General features: G+C 69.8%; 15 protein-coding genes and 1 pseudogene. 9 read left to right on the forward strand and 7 right to left on the reverse strand.

From position 1 onward, the window contains the following. Positions 1–90: 90 nt before the first annotated feature. Positions 91–426 (reverse strand): YbaB/EbfC family nucleoid-associated protein, encoded by a 336-nt coding sequence (locus BZZ08_RS02020; RefSeq protein ID WP_104630382.1) that lies wholly within the window; start codon positions 424–426, stop codon positions 91–93. A gap of 48 nt (positions 427–474) precedes the next feature. Then, complete coding sequence (locus BZZ08_RS02025) at positions 475–1419, reverse strand: RICIN domain-containing protein (RefSeq protein WP_104630383.1); 945 nt, start codon at positions 1417–1419, stop codon at positions 475–477. Positions 1420–1817: 398 nt separating this feature from the next. On the opposite strand from BZZ08_RS02025, the gene BZZ08_RS02030 reads away from it, so the two are divergent. Both BZZ08_RS02030 and BZZ08_RS02035 read left to right on the forward strand, forming a co-directional pair. Further along, a complete protein-coding gene (locus BZZ08_RS02030) occupies positions 1818–3623 on the forward strand; it encodes an NHL domain-containing thioredoxin family protein (protein ID WP_104630384.1) in 1806 nt (601 codons plus the stop codon). Positions 3624–3796: 173 nt separating this feature from the next. Continuing rightward, positions 3797–4348, forward strand: a complete 552-nt coding sequence (locus BZZ08_RS02035; protein WP_104630385.1) for an EF-hand domain-containing protein — start codon at positions 3797–3799, stop codon at positions 4346–4348. Between the two features lie 194 nt (positions 4349–4542). Here the strand turns inward: BZZ08_RS02035 and BZZ08_RS02040 are convergent, their stop codons facing one another. Beyond that, a complete protein-coding gene (locus BZZ08_RS02040; protein WP_104630592.1) occupies positions 4543–5559 on the reverse strand; it encodes a serine hydrolase in 1017 nt (338 codons plus the stop codon). A 221-nt stretch (positions 5560–5780) separates the two neighbouring features. Between BZZ08_RS02040 and BZZ08_RS02045 the strand changes: the two genes are divergently transcribed. Next, positions 5781–6581 (forward strand): PTS sugar transporter subunit IIA, encoded by an 801-nt coding sequence (locus tag BZZ08_RS02045; protein ID WP_104630386.1) that lies wholly within the window; start codon positions 5781–5783, stop codon positions 6579–6581. A 16-nt stretch (positions 6582–6597) separates the two neighbouring features. Beyond that, the gene (locus BZZ08_RS02050; protein WP_104630387.1) at positions 6598–8148 is read left to right on the forward strand and encodes a PTS ascorbate transporter subunit IIC; all 1551 of its coding nucleotides are present in this window, start codon (positions 6598–6600) and stop codon (positions 8146–8148) included. Between the two features lie 211 nt (positions 8149–8359). Here the strand turns inward: BZZ08_RS02050 and BZZ08_RS02055 are convergent, their stop codons facing one another. After that, positions 8360–9274 (reverse strand): MBL fold metallo-hydrolase, encoded by a 915-nt coding sequence (locus BZZ08_RS02055; protein ID WP_104630388.1) that lies wholly within the window; start codon positions 9272–9274, stop codon positions 8360–8362. A 338-nt stretch (positions 9275–9612) separates the two neighbouring features. Between BZZ08_RS02055 and BZZ08_RS02060 the strand changes: the two genes are divergently transcribed. Beyond that, positions 9613–10365: a helix-turn-helix domain-containing protein gene (locus BZZ08_RS02060; protein WP_198601233.1), complete on the forward strand. Its 753-nt coding sequence runs from the start codon at positions 9613–9615 to the stop codon at positions 10363–10365. Between the two features lie 89 nt (positions 10366–10454). Here BZZ08_RS02060 and BZZ08_RS40005 read toward each other — a convergent pair whose 3' ends face one another. Both BZZ08_RS40005 and BZZ08_RS02070 read right to left on the reverse strand, forming a co-directional pair. Beyond that, positions 10455–10607, reverse strand: coding sequence for an NAD(P)-binding domain-containing protein (locus BZZ08_RS40005; protein ID WP_107490995.1), 153 nt, complete (start codon positions 10605–10607; stop codon positions 10455–10457). Further along, positions 10607–11983: an NADP-dependent succinic semialdehyde dehydrogenase gene (locus tag BZZ08_RS02070; RefSeq protein ID WP_104630390.1), complete on the reverse strand. Its 1377-nt coding sequence runs from the start codon at positions 11981–11983 to the stop codon at positions 10607–10609. Before BZZ08_RS02070 ends, BZZ08_RS40005 begins: the two co-directional genes overlap by 1 nt. Positions 11984–12467: 484 nt before the next feature. Between BZZ08_RS02070 and BZZ08_RS02075 the strand changes: the two genes are divergently transcribed. The 4 genes and pseudogenes from BZZ08_RS02075 to BZZ08_RS39255 form a co-directional block, all read left to right on the forward strand. Beyond that, complete coding sequence (locus tag BZZ08_RS02075; protein ID WP_241965331.1) at positions 12468–14543, forward strand: alpha-ketoacid dehydrogenase subunit alpha/beta; 2076 nt, start codon at positions 12468–12470, stop codon at positions 14541–14543. 10 nt (positions 14544–14553) lie between these two features. Next, positions 14554–15876, forward strand: a complete 1323-nt coding sequence (locus BZZ08_RS02080) for a dihydrolipoamide acetyltransferase family protein (RefSeq protein WP_104630593.1) — start codon at positions 14554–14556, stop codon at positions 15874–15876. A gap of 423 nt (positions 15877–16299) precedes the next feature. After that, complete coding sequence (locus BZZ08_RS02085; RefSeq protein ID WP_104630392.1) at positions 16300–17694, forward strand: M24 family metallopeptidase; 1395 nt, start codon at positions 16300–16302, stop codon at positions 17692–17694. After that, positions 17676–17924, forward strand: a pseudogene (locus BZZ08_RS39255) (hypothetical protein); the annotation flags it as partial. The gene BZZ08_RS02085 and the pseudogene BZZ08_RS39255, both read left to right, overlap by 19 nt. A 237-nt stretch (positions 17925–18161) precedes the next feature. Here the strand turns inward: BZZ08_RS39255 and BZZ08_RS02095 are convergent. After that, positions 18162–19355 carry an MFS transporter gene (locus BZZ08_RS02095; RefSeq protein WP_241965332.1) on the reverse strand — a complete coding sequence of 398 codons (1194 nt, stop codon included), beginning with the start codon at positions 19353–19355 and terminating at the stop codon, positions 18162–18164. Positions 19356–19922: the final 567 nt, after the last annotated feature.

A 19922-nucleotide genomic window follows, 5' to 3' on the forward strand; every position in this document is an offset into this window, starting at 1 on the left:
GCGCGAAAACGCCGGGGCCGCCCGGACCGTGGCAGGTCCAGGGCGGCCCCGGCGTCGTGATGACGCGCTGCCGTGCGAGGCCGCGGCCGATCAGCCGGGGAAGTTGCCGAGCTGGGAGTCGAGTGACTTCAGCAGCGGCACGAAGTGCTCCTCATGCCGCACCGCCAGCGCCCGCTGGGCCTCCCGTACGGCGGATAGGACCAGGTCGGCCAGGCCCTGGGCGTTGTCCGGGGCGGCCACGGCCGGAGTGATCCGCAGATCGGTGAGTACGCCGTTGCTGTCGACCGTGGCCTTCACCGCGCCGCCCCCTGCCGTGCCCTGCACGGTCAGCGCACTGAACGCCTCCTGGGCACGGGCCAGGTCCTGCTGGAGCTGCCGGGTGTTGTCGAGGAGTCTCTGAAGGCCGGGGCCGCCGTCGAGGTTCACGTCTGCGTTCCGATCGTGTGAGGGCCGGGTAGGGGGTGGGGCGCCGGGTCAGCGCTTGCTCCACTTCTGGTTGTCGGTGCCGTAGCAGGTCCAGAGCTGGAGTTTTGTGCCGTTGGCGGTGTGCTTGTCGGTGATGTCGACGCACTTGCCGATCACGGTGTTCACCAGGTCGTGGGACTTGTTCACCTTGAACTTCTGGGCCCAGCCGCCGTTGCACCGGGCGAGCTGGACGGGGGTGCCGCTGCCGTCGGAGGCGCCCGCCAGGTCCATGCAGAGGCCGTACATCCGGGCCGTGCCGTCGGAACGGAAGTCGATCTTCTGGGAGGAGCTGCCGTCGCAGTCCCAGATCTGCAGGCGGGTGCCGTCCTTGGCGGCCGGCGCGGAGATGCAGCGACCGCTGTCGTGACTGTAGACGGAGACGCCCGGCGCCACGTCCGACTGATCCCGCTGGGTGCTGTTCTGCGGTTTCGTGTCGGTCGAATCGCCCGAGGACGAACCACCGTTGGAGCCGCCCGGGGCCGAACCCGATCCGGACGCGGGACCGGTGCCGGCCGGGGCCGACGGCGGGGCCGCGGCTTCCGGCGGGTCCGCGACGTCGCCACCGGTGCCACCGGATTCCTTCGTGACCGGCAGGCCGTAGGGGCCGCCGCCGCCCGAACCGCCGGTGCCGGGCGCGGCAGCCCTGCCACCGTCCGACTTGCCCGGCGTGGACGCGGGGTTGTGCGATGCGGGAGTCGAGGCGGCCGGTGAGAGGACGTCGGACGCTGTGGTCTTCTTCTTGTCGGCCGAGTCGGACGGGAGGTTGGCGACGGCGAAGACGACCAGGACCGCTACCGCGGTGAGGGCACCGGCGGCGACCAGCCACTTCCACGGCCGAGGGCGTGGGTTGGTGCCTTGTGAGGACTTCGTCGTGCGCCGGACGAACGCATCGGCGAAGCGGGAGGAGGCCCCGTCCAGGAGCGAGGGGTCCTGCGGCTTGGGTTGGGGAGGCACTCAGTCTCCTGTGAACTCGGAAACCACGGAGCGGTCATGGAAAGATGATGAGCCGACTGTCGCAGCGTAGCTTAGCGTTCGAGTGCCGTATGACGCACACGGTGTGATGCTGTCTTCAGGCCCTGCGCGGCCGGGCGATCACAACAGTGTTCACTCGGTGTTGTGCCGTGCGGGGCGATGGTGACTCGGGTGCTTGCCGCCGCGGGCGTGTCCACAGGGAGGGCGGGCAGATCGTCCCCGGACTCCGGCCCGCCGGACACCTCGATCTCCGCGTCCTGTGGGGCTCTCGCCGGATGGTCGCACTGCGGCGGGGCGGTCACCGCCTTCGCCTGGTCCGCCCGCCTGGTTCGGGACGAGCAGGCGTCGCACACTCCCGGCCGGTGTGATTGGCTCGAACCATGGTGAAGCGTGCACGGGTCCGCGCCCCCGAACTGGTGGGCAGGGGCGGTTGGATCAACACCGGTGGCCGGGAGCTGAGTCTCGCGGCGCTTCGCGGACGGATCGTGGTCCTCGACTTCTGGACGTTCTGCTGCGTCAACTGCCTGCACGCCCTGGACGAACTGCGCGAGTTGGAGGAGAGGCACAGGGACACCGTGGTGATCGTGGGTGTGCACTCGCCCAAGTTCACGCACGAGGCCGAACACCGGGCCGTCCTGGACGCCGTCGAGCGCTACGGCGTCGAGCATCCCGTCCTGGACGACCCGGAGCGGGTCACGTGGGGGCAGTACGCGGTACGCGCCTGGCCCACCCTCGCCGTGATCGATCCCGAGGGTTACGTCGTCGCCCAGTACCCGGGCGAGGGACACGCACGCGCCATCCTGCGGCTGGTCGAGGAACTGGAGGCCCAGCACGCGGCCAAGGGCACCCTGCGGCGCGGCGACGCCCCGTACGTGGCGCCGGAGCCGGAGCCGACGACCCTGCGTTTCCCCGGCAAGGCCGTGCGACTGCCCTCCGGCACCTTCCTGGTCAGTGACACCACCCGGCACCAGCTGGTGGAGCTCGCCGAGGACGGGGAAAGCCCCGTGCGGCGGATCGGAAGCGGGAGACGGGGTTTCACGGACGGCCCGGCCGAAAGGGCCGAGTTCAGCGAGCCGCAGGGACTCGCCCTGCTCGGCGACGGCTCGGTCGTCGTCGCCGACACCGTGAACCACGCCCTGCGCCGGTACGAGCCCGTCACCGGCGAGGTCACCACCCTGGCCGGGACCGGCAAGCAGGGGAGACCGGGCGAGCCCGCCCGCGGAGCCGCCCGTGCCGTGAGCCTCTCCTCGCCCTGGGACGTCGCCCTGTGGAACGGCCGGGTGTGGATCGCCATGGCCGGGGTGCACCAGCTCTGGGCCTACGATCCGCGGGACGGGAGTGTCACCGTCACCGCCGGGACCGGCAACGAGGGGCTGGTCGACGGGCCCGGCCCCGAGGCGTGGTTCGCGCAGCCGTCGGGGCTGTCCGCGACGGAGGACCGGCTCTGGGTGGCCGACTCCGAGACCTCCGCCCTGCGCTGGGTGGAGCTCGACGGCACGGTCCGCACGGCGGTGGGCACCGGACTCTTCGACTTCGGGCACCGCGACGGCCCCGCCGCCCGGGCACTGCTCCAGCATCCGCTGGGCGTCACGGCCCTGCCGGACGGCTCGGTGGTCGTCGCCGACACCTACAACCACGCCCTCCGCCGCTACGCACCGCCCACCGGTGAGGTGAGCACGCTGGCGACCGACCTGCGCGAGCCCAGTGACGCCCTGGTCGACGGCGACGACATCCTGGTCGTCGAGTCGGCCCGGCACCGGCTGACCCGGCTACGGTTGCCGCAGGATGCCCTGGGCGCGGGGGCCGGCGAGAGCGTACGGCGGGAGACGACGGAGACGGCGCCGGGCACCCTGCGCCTGGAAGTGGCCTTCCGGGCGCCCGCCGGTCAGAAGCTGGACCTGCGCTACGGGCCCGCGACACGGCTCCTCGTCTCCGCCACCCCACCCGAACTACTGCGCACGGGCGAGGGCGCGGGCACCGACCTGTCCCGCTCCCTCGATCTCGACCCGTCGGTGCCCGAGGGCGTGCTGCACGTCTCCGCGACGGCCGCGTCCTGCGACGACGACCCGGACGTCCCGTACCCGGCATGCCACGTCCACCAGAAGGACTGGAAGATCCCGGTCCGGCTCGTCGAGGGAGCGAGCGACCGGCTTCCGCTCGTGCTGACCGGCGTCGACACTGCCTGACCGGTCGGTGTCCGGTGGCCTGGCGGAGGGCGCGCCACGCGTTCAAACCGGCGCTCGGTGCACGGGCAGAGCGCTCGGCGGCGCCGCTGTGACACCTCGCGCTCTCACACGCTGTTGGGAGACCGGCGCGCGCGGACAGCATCCTTTCAGCACCGCGAGAGAAGAGGCTTGTGATGGCCAGTGAGTTTCAGCGGACCAAGCTGCAGGACATGTTCGATGCCTTCGACGCAAACGGCGACGGCTGCCTGGAGGAGGCGGACTTCGCGGCCCTGACGACCCGGTGGAGCCGGCTGCCCCGCGTGCGGGCGGACGGCGAACTGGCCGCGCGGGTGGAGGAGGTGCTGCTGGGATGGTGGCAGCACCTCGCGGAGGCCGTCGACACGGACAACGACGGCAGAATCGACATGGACGACCTCCTCGCCATGGTCGACCGGCTGCCCACCATGCGGGACGCGGTGGCCGCCACCGCCGACACGGTCTTCGACGCGGTGGACGAGAACGGTGACGGCCGCATCTCGAGGAACGAGCACCAGAGGCTGATCGACCTGTGGCACGGGCGGGGGATCGCGACCGGTGACGTGTTCGACCGTCTCGACCAGGATGCCGACGGTCACCTCGGCCGGTCCGAGTTCGCCACGCTGTGGATCCAGTTCTGGATCAGTGACGACCCCGCCGAGCCGGGCAACTACGTGTGCGGGCCCGTCGCGGGTCACTCCTTCCGCTGACCCGCGGCCCCGGTCGGCCGGCCGGACGGGCGGCGGACGGCACCGACCGCCGCGGGTCAGCCGCTCTCCGGACGAGATCGTTGCTGTTCATGTCCGCCGGCGTGGGCCCTCTCCCGGGGGAGACTCAAGCCCGGCAGCGGCCTGCCTCCGATCCCGTCGAGGCGTCGACACGGTCCCGGGTTCTGGCCGGGGCGTCAGGTAGGGGACTTCTCCCCGAGCTTCCGGGAGAACGCCGTCGCCGACGCACGCGACGCCTGCTCCACGATGCTGATGCCGACTTCCTGGGTGCTGCAGCCGTTGAGAAGTACCGCCATCAGATAGACGCGGCCCTCATGCTCTATCCGACCGATGCTGTTGACGTCCCATTTCTTGGTCTGAGTCCGCTTGAGCCACCCGTTCTTCAATGCGGTCGTACCCGAGTCGGCTGCCGCGGACACGCCCCAGGTCTGGCTTCCCACGACGTGCCGCATCAGGTCCTGGATGTAGGCCCGCGACGCCTCGCTCAGGGGCGACTTGTCGCCGAAGACGGACTGGAGCAGGCGTATCTGATCCTCCGCTGTGGTTTGGGTGATGCCCCAGACGGTCCCTGAACCACCCTGTGTCTGCGACAGGCCGAGCCGTTCGTTGGCCGCGTCGAGCCCCGAGGCGCTGCCTATGCGGGTCCACAGGGCACTGGTGGAGTCGTTGTCGCTCTTCTGGATCATGGCAGCGGACTGGGCGCGCTCCTCGGTGCTCAACCTCCGGCCCTCGTCCTGCGCTTGAAGCAGCAGGGTCGCGAGGATGTCCACCTTCACGATGCTGGCGGTGTCGAAGGCGTCGTGCCCGTACGTCGCCATGGCACCGCTCTCGACATCCAGCATCGCCACGGACATCCGGTTGGCGCCGAAGAGCGCGGTCACGGGAGCCAGAGCTGGTTGGAGATCGAACGGCTTCTGTGTCGAGGTGGGCGACGGCGACGGCTCTGGTGCGTCCGCAGGCGCCTCGCCTGCCTTCGCCCGGGCCGAGACGGCCGACGGGGAGGGAGCCTTCCCCTGGGCGGACGTGGACGACTCACCGGAGTCGCTCCCGGTGATGGCATACGTGGTGACGCCGCCGACAAGGATCACGACCGACGTCACGGTCCACCTTATGCGGCGCCGCCTGGCCCTGCGACGACGTCGCTGCTCCCGGCGAGAGCGGCCGCGTCGTCGAACAGGTGGGGTCTCATGCACGGGTGAGATGATAATCGAATCAAAGTTCGAGATCATTGGGTATCTCGACGGGTGCGTCCATTCCTGGTCGTCGGCCGTTTCCCTATTTCCGGACGGCGAGACGCTCCTCACAGCTTACCGGCGTCACATATCAGGTCACGGATGGTCAAGTAGGGGTGTAACGGCGGAACAGCCATGAGCTGGAACCGACCGACTACGCCCACGAAGGAGGTTCCACTGTCATGAGCGCACTCACCGACCTTCTGTCGGTCGACGGCATCCGGCTCGATGTAGAAGCGGAGGACTGGAGGTCCGCCGTTCGCGCGTCCGGGCAGGTGCTGGTCGACGAGGGCATCAGTACGGCCGAGTACACCGAGGCGATGGTACGGAACGTCGAGGAGAACGGCCCGTACATCGTCATCGCCCCGGGGTTCGCTCTGGCCCACACCCGCCCCTTCGAGGCGGTGCTGAAGACCGGCATGTCCTGGGTGAGGCTGGCCTCCCCCGTGGCCTTCGGTCACGAGACCAATGATCCGGTGCAACTCGTCGTGGCGCTGGCCGCTGTCGACTCGAAAGCGCACACGGCGGCGCTGGCGGCGCTGGCGAAGGTACTCGCCGACGGCGACAACGTCCGCGCCCTTCAGCAGGCGACGAGCCCCGAGGAAGTGCTGCGGACGCTGGAGGGTGAGCCAACCGGCGCCGACGGCCAGGGCGGCTCACCGGCCGCCTCGGCCAAGGACGCCGCTCCGGCCCTGTCGGAGCAGAAGATCCTCACCGTCTGCGGCAACGGCGTGGGAACCAGTCTGTTCCTGAAGAACACCCTGGAGCAGGTCCTCGACCGCTGGGGCTGGTCCCGTCAGGTGTCGGTGGAGGCCACCGACACCATCTCCGCCAAGGGGAAGGCGTCGGAAGCCGTCGCCATCCTCACCTCTCAGGAGATAGCCAGAACGCTGGGTGACGTCGGCATCCCCGTGAAGGTCGTCCGCGACTTCAGCAGCACCACCGAGGTCGACGCGGTCCTGCGCGACACCTACGACGTGTGACGAGAGAGAACCTGTCATGGACTGGGTCATAGACATTGCGAAGTTTCTCGTCAACGAGATACTCAGCCAGCCCGCCTACCTGATCGGCATCATCACCGCGGTGGGCCTGGCCGCTCTGAAGAAGTCCGTCGGGCAGACGGTCGGCGGCGCCATCAAGGCGACCCTGGGCCTGCTGCTGGTCGGGGCAGGCGCGGGGCTGGTCAGCTCGTCCCTGGATCCGCTGGGCCGGATGATCCAGGGCACCACGGGCACCCACGGCGTGATTCCGACCAACGAGGCCATCGTCGGCATCGCGCAGAGCGAGTTCGGTGCCCGGGTGGCCTGGCTGATGATCCTCGGGTTCCTGGTCAGCCTGGCCCTGGCCCGGTTCACGCCGCTGCGCTACGTGTTCCTCACCGGCCACCACATGCTGTTCATGGCGACGCTGCTGACCATCGTCATGGCCACCGCCGGGCAGGGCTCGGTCGCGGTGGTGCTGGGCGGCGGCGTGCTGCTGGGCATCCTGCTGGTCGCCCTCCCGGCCTTCGCGCATCCCTGGACGAAGAAGGTCACCGGCAACGACACATTGGCCATCGGACACTTCGGCACCGCCGGCTACATCGTGTCCGGCGCCACGGGGCAGCTCGTGGGCAGGAACAGCCGCAGCACGGAGGAGATGAAGCTGCCCGAGGGGCTGCGCTTCCTGCGTGACTCCATGGTCGCCACCGCTCTGTCGATGGTCCTCATCTACCTGGTGATGTCCGTGCTGTTCCTTGCCAAGGTCGGCCAGGACGCGGCGTTCAAGGCGTTCGCCGGCGGTGGCGGTGACCCGGCGGCCAACGTGGGCAACTACATCATGCAGTCGGTGATGCAGGGCCTGCAGTTCGGTATCGGCGTCGCGGTCATCCTCTTCGGCGTCCGCACCATCCTCGGTGAACTGGTGCCCGCCTTCCAGGGCATCGCCAGACGTGTGGTGCCCGGTGCCAAGCCGGCCCTGGACGCCCCGATCGTCTTCCCGTACGCGCAGAACGCCGTACTGATCGGGTTCATCTTCAGCTTCCTGGGCGGTCTGACGGGCCTGGCGGCCCTCATCTGGGTGTTCAACCCGGCCTTCGGACTGGCCCTGGTGCTGCCCGGCCTGGTGCCGCACTTCTTCACCGGCGGCGCGGCCGGTGTCTACGGCAACGCCACCGGCGGACGCCGCGGCGCCGCGGTGGGCTCCTTCCTCAACGGTCTGCTGATCACGTTCCTGCCGGCGATCCTGCTCAAGGCGCTCGGCTCGTTCGGAGAGGCCAACACGACCTTCGGCGACGCCGACTTCGGCTGGTTCGGTGCCGTGCTCGGCAGCATCGGCAAGCTCGACGGAACCGTGGGTCTGATCGGCATGCTGATCTTCGGTCTGCTCATCCTGGCCGGTGCCTGGATCATGCAGACCAAGGTCGTCGACCGTGGCTGGATCCCGGGCGGCGGCGTCACCGCCGCCCCCGCGGCAGCGGACGCCGTCATTCCCGCGCAGGCTGCGGGGACGGCGACGTACGCGAAGATCGCCCCACCGCGCGGCGCTCCCACACCACCGCCCGCCCCCTGAGCGGTCGTTGGCCACCGCCCGGTGTCCGACGCTCGCACAGAGCACCGTCGAGCGGTCGACCGGGAGAGCCCCCGGCCGCCCGACGGGCGGCTGCACACGCGGCGGACGCGCGGCCCGGGGCGGCGCGGGCAGGCTGCGGTGCTCGCCGCAGCCTGCCCGCATCCGCCCCGTCCAGGGACGACGCTGACCGAATCGGCAGCGACGCCGAGGCTCAGTAGTCCCAGACCGTCGGCACGAAACGGAAGGCGTTGCCGGCGGTCGCCACGTGGCAGACGGACGGGAACGGCAGGTGGCTGGCCATCAGGTGCTCACCGCTCGCCGCCATCTCCCTCAGCAGACGCATCCGGACCCGAGCCGATTCCTCAGGGTCGTGTTCGAAGCCGTTGTACCAGCCGGGCTGGTCGAACCCGCACTGGAACACGGCGTCGCCGGCGAACGTCAGCCGCTCTCCGCCCGACTCCAGGCGGACGATGCTGTGGCCGGGAGTGTGACCGCCAGTGCGCTCGATCAGCACGCCCGGCGCCACCTCGAACTCGGTCTCGAACGGCCGCAACTGGCCGCGGTACACATCCAGGAACCGCGAGGCGGTCGTGACGAGCGTCTCGGGCACCGGCGCCGGCATGGCGGTGCGGGAGAAGTCGGGTGCTTCCCAGAACTCGGCTTCGGCGGCGGCCAGGTGGACCCGGAGGTCCTTGCGCAGTCGGCCCCTCAGGCCCTCGACGAGCAGCCCCCCGATGTGGTCCATGTGCAAGTGGGTGAGCACCACGTCGGTGACGGACGCGGGATCGATCCCTGCGGCGTCCAGCCTCATGGCCAACTGCCCCGCCCGGGGGAAGCCAGGGAACTCCGTACCCAGCCCGGAGTCGATGAGGATGGTCCGGTCCCCACTCCGCACCACGGACACGTTCAGCGGGTAGTCGATCACCTCGGGCGGCAGGAAGTTGTCACTGAGCCAGGCCGACAGCTCGGCCTTGTCGGCGTTGGTGGCCAGCGTCACGGGGTTGATCGCCAGCACCCCGTCGCTGATCACTGTGACATCGATGTCGCCGACCTTCAGCGCGTAGCGCGACGGAACTGCTTCGTCCCTTAACGGTGCGTCCGGGCGTGCGACGTTGATCTGATTCATGTTGCGTCCTTTGGAGAGCATCGACCGAAGTCATCGACGAAGTGACGAGGTCACTCCGTCCCTACTCTCTCCACGACAGTTCGGGATCAGAGTCTGTGACGGCCCATCACATAACCCACACCAACGTGTGGAACTCATCGCAACAACCTCACCTCATCGCCACTTCCGGCAGAGACAAGGCCGGACCCGGCCTCCGGCGGGGGCACGGTGTTCACCAGCCGTATTCCTCTGTACAGTGACACTCAACATTGTCGGCGGGCACCGCATCTGCCGGACCGGACGGCGCGTGATCGGCACGCAGCGTTCCGCGACGAGGTCGTCAGGGTGAAGGAGATCGCGTGAACAGCACAACGGACCCCGACGGAGTACGGTCGGCGAGAGCGGCAGGACAGCGCATCGGTCCCGCGGTGCGGGCCGCACGCGAAGCACGCGGGATGTCACTGCGGGCGCTGGCGCGCCAGATCGGCGTCTCCCCGAGCTTCCTCTCCCAGCTCGAACGGAACAAGACCAATGCGAGCGTGGGCACCCTCTACACCCTGGTGGAGGCCCTCGACCTGTCGCTGGACCATCTCGTGTCGGCGGATCCCGGCTCGCCGGGAGCGGCTCGGCCCGCCCCGCCGGCAGCCGAACCGGACTCGTCGGCCCCGGGCGGTCCGAGTGCCGTGGTGAGCCGGTTCGGAGCAGTGGACGGTCCGGTGCTGCACGTCGGGGACCGAGCACGGATCCGGTTCCCGGGAGTGGTCTGGGAGCGGCTGACGCAGGCGGCGGACCCATGGGTGGACTTCCTGCACGTGCGCTACGAGCCCGGTAGCGCCTCGTGCGCCCCCGACGACATGATGCGGCACGGCGGCCGCGAGTACGCGTTGATCCTGTCCGGCCGGATCCGTGTCCAGATCGGCTTCGAGACCTACGACCTGACCGAGGGAGACTCGGTCACGTTCGACTCCATGACGCCCCACCGCCTGAGCAACGAGTCCGACGCGCCCGTCGAAGCCGTGTGGTTCGTCGTCGGCGGACGGAGTGACGAGCGGGCCCACACGGCAGCCGCCCCCGCACCCGACGTCACGCACCTGCCCTCCCTGCGCACCTGAACGCACCGGGTGGGTGTCGTCGCCGTTCGGCCCACAGTGGCCGACGCACGGCACTATCGAGAACGGCACCGGCGCCGCGAGTGCCTCGGTCACCGAGGCGGCCGCACGCGCCCCGGCTTCACCGACTCCGTGAGCGGCTCGACGGACCGGTTCCACGCCACGACGTCGTGACCCGCTGAGACCAGTCGGCCCGCGATCGCCGACCCCGTCGATCCCGGCCCGACGAAGCCGATCGTCGCCATCAGCCCCTCCAGACGGTCTTGAGGTTGCAGAACTCGCGCAGCCCTTCGGTGGCCAGTTCCCGGCCGATACCGGAGTTCTTGGTGCCGCCGAAGGGCAGTTCGGGGTGGGACACGGTCATCCCGTTGACGAAGACCGCACCGGCATCCAGGCGTTCGACGAGGAGACGCTCCTCTTCCGGATCCGTGGTCCACACCGAGGAACTCAGCCCGAACGCCGTGTCATTGGCCACCGACACGGCCTCCTCCACATCAGCGACTCGGAGGACGACCGCCACCGGCCCGAACGCCTCTTCCCGGTACAGCCGCATCTCGGGCGTGACGTTCTCCAGCACGGCGGGCTCGAAGAACCAGCCCAGCCCCTCGGTCGCAGCGCCACCGCACCGCAGCCGCGCTCCGAGCGAGACGGCGTCCTCCACCAGCTCGACCAGTTCCCTGCGGCCCGTCTCGGTAGCGAGCGGTCCGACGTCCGTCGCTTCCTCCATCGGAGCGCCCACCACCAGTGCCTTCGTACCCTCGACGAACGCCTGGACGAAGGCGTCGTAGACGTCGGTGTGGACGATGAAGCGCTTGGCGGCGACGCAGGACTGCCCGTTGTTCACCGTGCGCGCCGCGACAGCGGTGCGCGCAGCAGCCTGGACGTCCGCGCTGGGCAGCACCACGAAGGGGTCGGAACCGCCGAGTTCCAGCACGGTCTTCTTCACCTCGGATCCGGCCACGGCTGCGACGGCACGCCCCGCCGGCTCGGAACCGGTGAGCGTGACGGCGGCCACCCGCCGGTCCCGGACGATCCGCTCCACCTCCGACGAGCCGATCAGCAGGGCCTGGAAGGCGCCCCTCGGAAAGCCGGCACGAGCGAACAGATCGTCCAGGTAGAGGGCCGTCTGCGGCACGTTGGAGGCGTGCTTCAGCAGTCCGACGTTGCCCGCCATCAGAGCGGGTGCGGCAAAGCGGATCACCTGCCACATCGGGAAGTTCCACGGCATCACCGCGAGGACGGCTCCCAACGGCTCGTAGCGTGTGAAGGCGGCCGAAGCACCGACCGCCGCGGGATCGCCCAGTGGCTGGTCGGCGAGCATCTCCTCGGCGTGGTCGGCGTAGTAGCGCATCGTGCGGCCACTCTTGAGGACCTCGGCGCGGGCCTGCGTGATCGGCTTGCCCATCTCCTCGGTCAGCAGGCCGGCGGTGTCCCGTGACTCGTCCGTCACCAGATCGGCGGCGGTACGCATCCACGCGGCCCGCTGGGCGAAGGTGGTCCTCCTCATCTCCCGAGCCGCTTCGACGCTCAGCGCCAGCCGCTCCTCCACCTCCTCCGGGCTCATTGAGGGGAAGGACCGGACCAGCTCACCGGTGGCCGGATTGACAGTGGCGATCGGCATGAGGTTCTCCTTGATGCACGGCGGCCTGGCTTGATTGGATCCATCATGACACGACTCCATCTTGGCCGTGGGCGCTCCCGCCAGGTCGGTCCCGTGCGTCCCCAGGCAGATGACGCCTCGTCGAGGTCGTACCCGTAGAACGAGAACGCCAGACGGTGGCCTCCGGCAGCGCTGTTGAGCGGCGGCACCGAACCGGCTGCGGAGGCCTCGTAGGCGAAGACCTCGAACCGGCGGACCCCGGACAGAGGAGAGGACGGCTCACGCTTACCTGTTGCATTGGATCCAATCGTGCCCCTACATTAGCCGAACTCCACCCATCGGGAACCCCTGAAACCTCAGCCCTGGGACGCCCGTAGTGGATTCATTGAGACGAGAGGGGCTGATCGTGGCCAAACATTCCAAGCTCTCCGCGGCGCAACCGTGGGTTGAACTGAGCCTCACCGCAGCGGACCGGAAACAAGCCGACCCGGACGTGGTGCTTCGCATGCTGGCCTTCACCCAGTGGGTGCGGACCTTCGAGGAGTACGTCCTGGAACTCGCCGCCAAGGGCCTCGTGCACGGCCCCGCGCACTCCAGCATCGGCCAGGAGGGCGGCGCCGTCGGCTCCCTGCTGGACCTGCGCTCCGACGACTTCGTCAACGGATCCCACCGCGGCCACCACCAGTTCCTCGCCAAGGCGTTCGGCCACGTCGTCGCACCGGGGACCGGCCTGCCCGAACTGACCGGCGAGGTCGTGGACGTGCTGCGGCGCACCCTCGCGGAGATCTGCGGACTGGACCAGGGCTGGAGCCGGGGCCGCGGTGGCTCGATGCACCTGATGTGGCGGCAGGCCGGCGCGATGGGAACCAACGCGATCGTCGGCGGCGGGGTGCCCCAGGCCGCGGGATTCGCCTGGAACCAGCGCCAGGCAGGCACCGACGCGGTCACCGTCACCTACTTCGGCGACGGCGCCGTGAACATCGGCTCGGTGCTGGAGACGTTCAACCTCGCCGCGGCCTGGAAGCTGCCGCTGTGCTTCTTCGTGGAGAACAACCTCTACGCCGTCTCCACCCACGTCGCGGACGTGACCGCGGAGCCCCGGCTGTCGGCCCGCGGTCCGGGCTTCGGCATCCCGTCCTGGCGGGTGGACGGCATGGACCCCCTCGCCGTACGCGCGGCGATGGCGGAGGCCGTCGCACATATGCGGGCGGGCAACGGTCCGACCGTCGTCGAGGCCGAGGTCTACCGCTACTTCCACCAGAACGGCCCCTTCCCCGGCAGCGCCTTCGGGTACCGCAGCAAGGCCGAGGAGAAGGAGTGGCGCGACCGGGACCCGCTCACCCGGCTGCAGACCCACGCGATCGAGGCCGGACTGCTCACCGAGGAGGAGGTGAGCGGGCTGCGGACACGGGCCGCCGACACCATGGCGGAGATCGGCGACTCCTTCCTCGAATCCGTGTCCGGCGGCAAGCCCGGGGAGAGGCGCATCATCGGGGACCTGTGGCCGGACACCGCCTTCGTCGACGTCGGCGTACGCGGAGAGCTCTCCGAGCTGCAGGGGCTCCGATACGCCACGGACGAACCGGCGGGGGAGAAGGAGGAGATGCGCTTCATCGACGCCGTCTCCGCCGTACTGGCCAGGCGTATGGAACAGGACGACCGCATCGTGGTCCTCGGTGAGGACGTCCACCGGCTCAACGGCGGGACCAACGGGGCGACCAAGACGCCCCTGCAGCGCTTCCCCGAGCGGGTGCTGGGCACCCCGATCAGCGAGAACGCGTTCACCGGCCTGGCGGCCGGGATGGCGATCGACGGACGCTACCGGCCCGTCGTGGAGTTCATGTACGCCGACTTCATGTGGGTCGCGGCGGACCAACTGTTCAACCAGGTCGCCAAGGCCCGGCACATGTTCGGCGGCACCACCGCCGTGCCCTTCGTACTGCGCAGCAAGCTCGCCGCCGGGGCCGGGTACGGCTCGCAGCACTCCATGGACCCGGCCGGGATCCTCGCCACCGCTCCCGGGCTGAGGATCGTGGCGCCTTCGGACCCGGCCGACTACATCGGCCTCATGAACACGGCGCTCGCCTGCGACGACCCGGTCGTGGTCCTCGAGCACGTCGACCTGTACCCGACCTCGTGCCGGGTGCCGGCCGGCGACCTGGACTACGCGCTGCCGGTCGGCCGCGCGGCCGTGCGGCGCCACGGCGACGACGTCACCGTCATCTCCTACCTGAGCATGGTCGGCCACTGCCTGGAGGCGCTGGACGTCGTCACCGACGTGCAGGCCGACCTCATCGACCTGCGGTGGCTCGACCGCGCCTCCCTGGACTGGACGACGATCGAGAAGAGCGTGCGCCGTACGAACCGTGTCCTCGTCGTCGAACAGGGCGCGCGAGGTACCTCGTACGGAGCCTGGCTGGCCGACGAGATCGCCCGGCGCCTGTTCGACTGGCTCGACGCCCCCGTGCAGCGGGTCACCGGAGGGGAGGCGGCCCCGAGCATCAGCAAGGTCCTGGAACGGGCCGCCGTCGCCCGAACCGACGAAGTGGTAGCGGCTCTGCGAGCCGTCAAGAACGCCTGAGGTGGAGATCATGGCTGAACTCATGCGTGTTCCCGAGGTCGCGGCCGGAGCCACCGACGTGATCATGGGTGAATGGCTGGTGCCCGAGGGCGCGGAACTCACCGCGGGCGCCCCGCTCGCGGTCGTCGAGACCGACAAGGCGCAGGTCGAGGTGGAGGCGGAAACGGAGACGGTGCTGCTGCGCACCCTGGTGCGACCGGGCACACGGGTCCCTGTCGGCGCGCCGATGGCGCTGCTGGGCACCCACGCTGAACGGGACTCCGACCTGGACGCCGTCCTGGCCGGGCTGGGTGTCGAAGCCGTCGGCACCCCCGAGGAGGCCGGCCCCGAGGCGCCTCCTGCCCAGGACGCGCCGCCCGCGGACGTCTCGTCCGTGTCACCCGCTGAGGCGCCGGAACCGGCGGGCCCGCAGGAGCCCGGCACGGCCTTCTCCGGCGGCCGTCGTTTCGCCAGCCCGCTCGCACGCCGACTGCTGCGCACCGCCGGCATCGACATCGCCACGGTGACCGGCAGTGGGCCGGGCGGACGCGTCGTCCGGCGCGACGCCGAAGAGGCAGTCCAACGGGCGGCGCAGGCGTCGGCACCGCCCGCGCCACCGACGCCCGCGGTGGCAGCCGGTGACACAGGTGCACAACTGCCCCTGGGGTTCGGTGAACCGGCCCAGGTCACACCGCACAGCCGACTGCGCCGCGCCATCGCGATCAGGCTCACGCAGAGCAAGCGCGAGGTGCCCCACTTCTACCTCAAGAGGTCGGTCGAGGTGGACGCGTTGCTGCGGCTGCGTGCGGACCTCAATGCCGGTGCGGACGTGCGGATCTCGGTCAACGACCTGCTGGTCAAGGCCGTCGCCGCAGCGCACACCGCTGTACCGCAGGCCAACGTGGTGTGGACCGAGGACGCGCTGCTCCACTACGAGTCGGCCGACGTCGCGGTCGCGATCGCCTCCGAGCGCGGGCTGGTGACGCCGGTGCTGCGCGGCGTCGGAGAGAAGTCGGTCGGTTTGGTCTCCGCAGAGGTGCGCCGGTTCGTCCGCGCGGCGGAGGAGGGGGCGTTGCGGCAGCGGGACCTGGAGGGCGGGTCGATCACCGTCACCAATCTCGGCATGCACGGGGTCGACGAGTTCTCCGCCATCATCAACCCTCCGCAGTCGATGATCCTCGCCGTGGGCGCGATCCGATCCGTGCCCGTGGTGCGCGAGGCCGAGGTCGTCGCCGCCTCGTCCCTGTCCCTCGTGCTCTCCGTCGACCACCGTGCCGTGGACGGTGCGCTCGCGGCGCGGTGGCTCGACGCCCTGGTGGACGCCGTCGCCCGGCCCTACCGGCTGCTGGTGTGACTCGACGGTCCGGGCCGCACCCGCGGCCCGGACCCGCCGGCCATCGTCGAGGTCGCTCCGGGCGGTGTTGCGGCCGTTGCGCGTCGGGTGGAGTGACCTCCGCGGTAGGGCTCGCGGGCGACATGACGTTTCAGACAGCGCATGATGCCCTTCTTCGGCAGGCCCCCGCCGGTCCGTAGTGCGCTCCCCTACTTTGTTCAGTGGCGCATAACACAGTCAGTGCCGTCAGCTTCGCTGTCAAGGTTGGCCCAGGCGAGGAAATCGTCGATGTCATCCGTCATAACGTGTTGCGTTGCCGTGCAGAGCGGCGCCGGAGAAGCATCGCGACTCAGTCTTGCGGTGAGTTTTCACGCCTCGTAATGTTCAGTACCAACACACAGTGTGAATGTGGTTGAACGGACCCGTCAGCAAGGAGAGTTCCACATGATCAGCAGCGTGGCCAGCACGGGAACCAACGCGGTCGACTGGGAGGAGAGGATCGACTACACGCGCCTGCGCGGTGACCGACTGGCGCGGCTCAAGGCGCAGCTCGACGCTTCGGACTGCGGGGCCGTACTGGCCTTCGACTTCTCCAACATCCGGTACATGACCGCCACACACATCGGCACGTGGGCGATGGACAAGCTCATCCGCTTCAGTCTGCTCACCCGGAGGACCGACCCGATCTCATGGGACTTCGGCTCCGCCGCCAAGCACCACCAGCTGTACAACCCCTGGCTGTCGGAGACCACGGCCGAGGCCGACGCGGACCCGCACGCGCCGCACCACGGTGCGGCGCGGCCGCGTGCCGAGTCCGGTGCCAGGGCCGGCATATCCACCCTCCGCGGGGCCATCAGTCCCGACGCGGAGATCGCCCGTTCGGTGGCCCGCAAGATCAAGAGGGAGCTGGAGAAGTACGGTCTGGCGAACGAGCCGCTCGGCGTGGACGTCATCGAGCTTCCCGTCCTCTTCGCGCTGCGCGACGAGGGCATCGACGTCGTCGACGGCCAGCAGATATTCATGGAGGCCCGGCGGATCAAGAGCCACGACGAGATCGCCCTGCTGACCCAGGCCGCCTCCATGGTCGACGCCGCCTACGACGAGCTCTACCGGTTCCTCCGCCCGGGCGTGCGGGAGAACGAGTGCGTCGGCCTGGTCGCCAAGACGCTCTACGACCTCGGCTCCGAATACGTCGAAGGCGTAAACGCCATCAGCGGTGAACGGTGCTCGCCCCATCCCCACGTCTTCTCCGACCGGCTCATCCGCCCCGGCGACCCGGCCTTCTTCGACATCCTGCACAGCTTCAACGGTTACCGCACCTGCTACTACCGCACCTTCGCGGTCGGCTCCGCGAGCCGGGCTCAGCACGACGCCTACAAGCGGGCCCGGGAGTACATGGACCGGGCGATCGCACTGGTACGCCCCGGAGCCACCACTGCCGACATCGTCTCGGTGTGGCCCACGGCGCAGGAGTTCGGCTTCCCCGACGAGGAGGCGGCGTTCGCCCTCCAGTACGGCCACGGCGTCGGCCTGTCCATCTGGGAGAAGCCGATCTTCTCCCGGCTGGTCTCGCTCGAACACCCCGAAGTGCTGCAGGAGGGCATGGTGTTCGCCCTGGAGACCTACTGGCCCGCGGCGGACGGTGTGGGTGCGGCACGTATCGAGGAGGAGGTCGTGGTCACCGCCGACGGCTGCAAGGTGATCACGAAGTTCCCCGCCGAGGACCTCATCGTCGCCGGGCAGAGGTACTACGCCGTGGGTGGGGCGCTGCCGACCCTGCGCGACTCGCAGTCCCACCTCAACACGGCCGCCGGCGGGGGGACGAACGCACCCTGCTGACCACCATCGGCGCACTGATTGACCGGTCCCTGGAACGAGCGGGGCTCTACGACGCCGATCACACCCGTTCTCGCGAACTTCAGCGAGCGCTGCCCCCGCGAGATCCGCCCACCGTCCCGGCCCGCACCGCGGGGGCCCGCACCGCGGCGGCCCGCTACCACCCCGGGTCAGGGCACGGGCGTGCGAGGGGCGACTGGTACGACGTCATCCCGCTCTCCGGGGGCCAGGTCACCAGGGCACCACTACACCGCCATGGGAAAGCGCATCTGGTCCGAGCCGGATGTTCATGGCGCGGAGGCGCGCGACGACGCATCCCTCGACACCCTCGGGCTGATGTTCCCGGACATCGGGGAGTTCGCCGGGGACCTGGACGTGCTTCCCTTCGGGGACCAGGAGCCCCCGGGGTACGCTCGCGGCGCGGTCCGCCGACCGTCGCGACGGCAGGCGGACCGCGCCACGGACAGGCGCTATGCGATCTGCCGGCCCTTGGTCTCCGGGAGCCCCAGCACCCCGATGATCACCAGCACGTATCCGAGAGCCCCGACCCCCATCGCCGCCTTCAGCCCGAACGTGGAGGACAACGCCCCGACCAGGGAGGGGAAGAACGCGGCGACTCCGCGGCCGAAGTTGTGGACGACACCGACTCCCGTGCCGCGCACCCGGCTGGGGAACAACTCGCTGAAGAACACGCCCGTCCCGGCCAGGGACCCGCACGCCGCCACTCCCAATGGCACGCCCAGCACCAGCAGCAGACTGTTGGCCCCCTGCGGTATCCAGGTGTACGCCACGACGCACACCACCCCGCTGACCGAGAACAGGATGAACGTGGGCCGGCGGCCGATCCAGTCGTGCAGGTGTCCGGCACAGACGTAGCCGAGGAAGCAGCCGGCGATGACGACGGAGAGGTAGCCACCGGTCCCGACGACCGTCAGCCCGCGCTCCGTGTGCAGATAGGACGGCAGCCAGGTGAACACGGCGAAGTACCCGCCCTGCACACCGATCCCGACCAGAACCGCGAGCAGCGTGGTGCGCCGCAGGTCGCGGTGGAACAGGGCGGCGAGTCCGCTCCAGAGTGACGTGGTCCGCCCGGCGGCCCGCCGGCGGTTCTCCTTCGACGCGTCGGAGTCCTTCACGTTGCGCCGCACGAACAGCAGCGCGAAGGCCGGCAGGATCCCGAGGAAGAACAGGTAGCGCCAGGCATCCGGCCCGGCGTAACTGAAGATCAAGGTGTAGGCGAGAACGGCACAACCCCACCCGATCGCCCAGGAACTGTGGACATAGCCCAGAAGTCGGCCGCGCTGCTCGGCGGGGGCCACCTCGGCGATCAGTACAGCACCGGCCGCGAACTCACCGCCGAATCCGAGACCCTGAAAGCCCTTGAACACCAGCATCTGTTCGTAGTTCTGGGACAGGCCGGACAGCGCGGTGAACACCGCGAAGGTCGCGATGGTGATCATCAGGACCCGCACCCGGCCCAGCCGGTCCGACAGCAGTCCCGCCAGGGCCCCGCCGACCGCCGAGGCCAGCAGGGTCACCGTCATGATCCAGCCCGACTCCGTGGAGCTGAGGGAGAAGGCCGTGGCGATGGCCCCCAACGCCAGCGGAAGGGTGTTGAAGTCGAAGGCGTCCAGACCCCAACCCGCGAACCCGGCCCAGAACACGGGCCGGTGCTCCCGCGAGAGGGAGCGGTACCAACGAGGAGACCTCGCTTCCGGGGCCGCTGTGTCCGCCGACTCGGTTGAGGATGGCGACTGCGTCATCATGTGCTCCTGGAGGTCGGGCTCGAAAGGGCCGTCCCGGTGGTCCCGGTGACGAGGGGCCGTTCGGTGACCAGGCGGAGTCGTGGTCAGGGCCGAGTCCGCTGCTCCTTGTCTGCGCGCTGAGTTGAGACTCCTGTGAGGTGCTGCCCCGGTCTGCCGTTGGCGGGCCCGAGTGTGGTGGGCAGGGTGTTAAGTCACAGGAAATCGCGGCGCGGCCCACGGCGGCACGGGCGTCGCGCCGGCCCGCCCGGCGGGGCCGACCACGTGGGTGTCGCCGTGCCCTCCGCGAGGGCCGGGAGGAGAGGGCGCCCAGCGCCGCCGTCGGAGTCCCGCGTCGGTGATCCGTTCGGCCAGTGCCCGCATGCCGGCGGGGACGTCGGCGTTGGCCTCCCGGTCGACCGCCGCCCGCTCCCGGCCGTCGTCGACCTGGGCGACGGCCCCAGCTGTGCCCGGAAGCCGGGAGGAGGT

Source organism: Streptomyces sp. MH60 (genome assembly GCF_002939385.1).
Classification (GTDB): Bacteria; Actinomycetota; Actinomycetes; order Streptomycetales; family Streptomycetaceae; genus Streptomyces.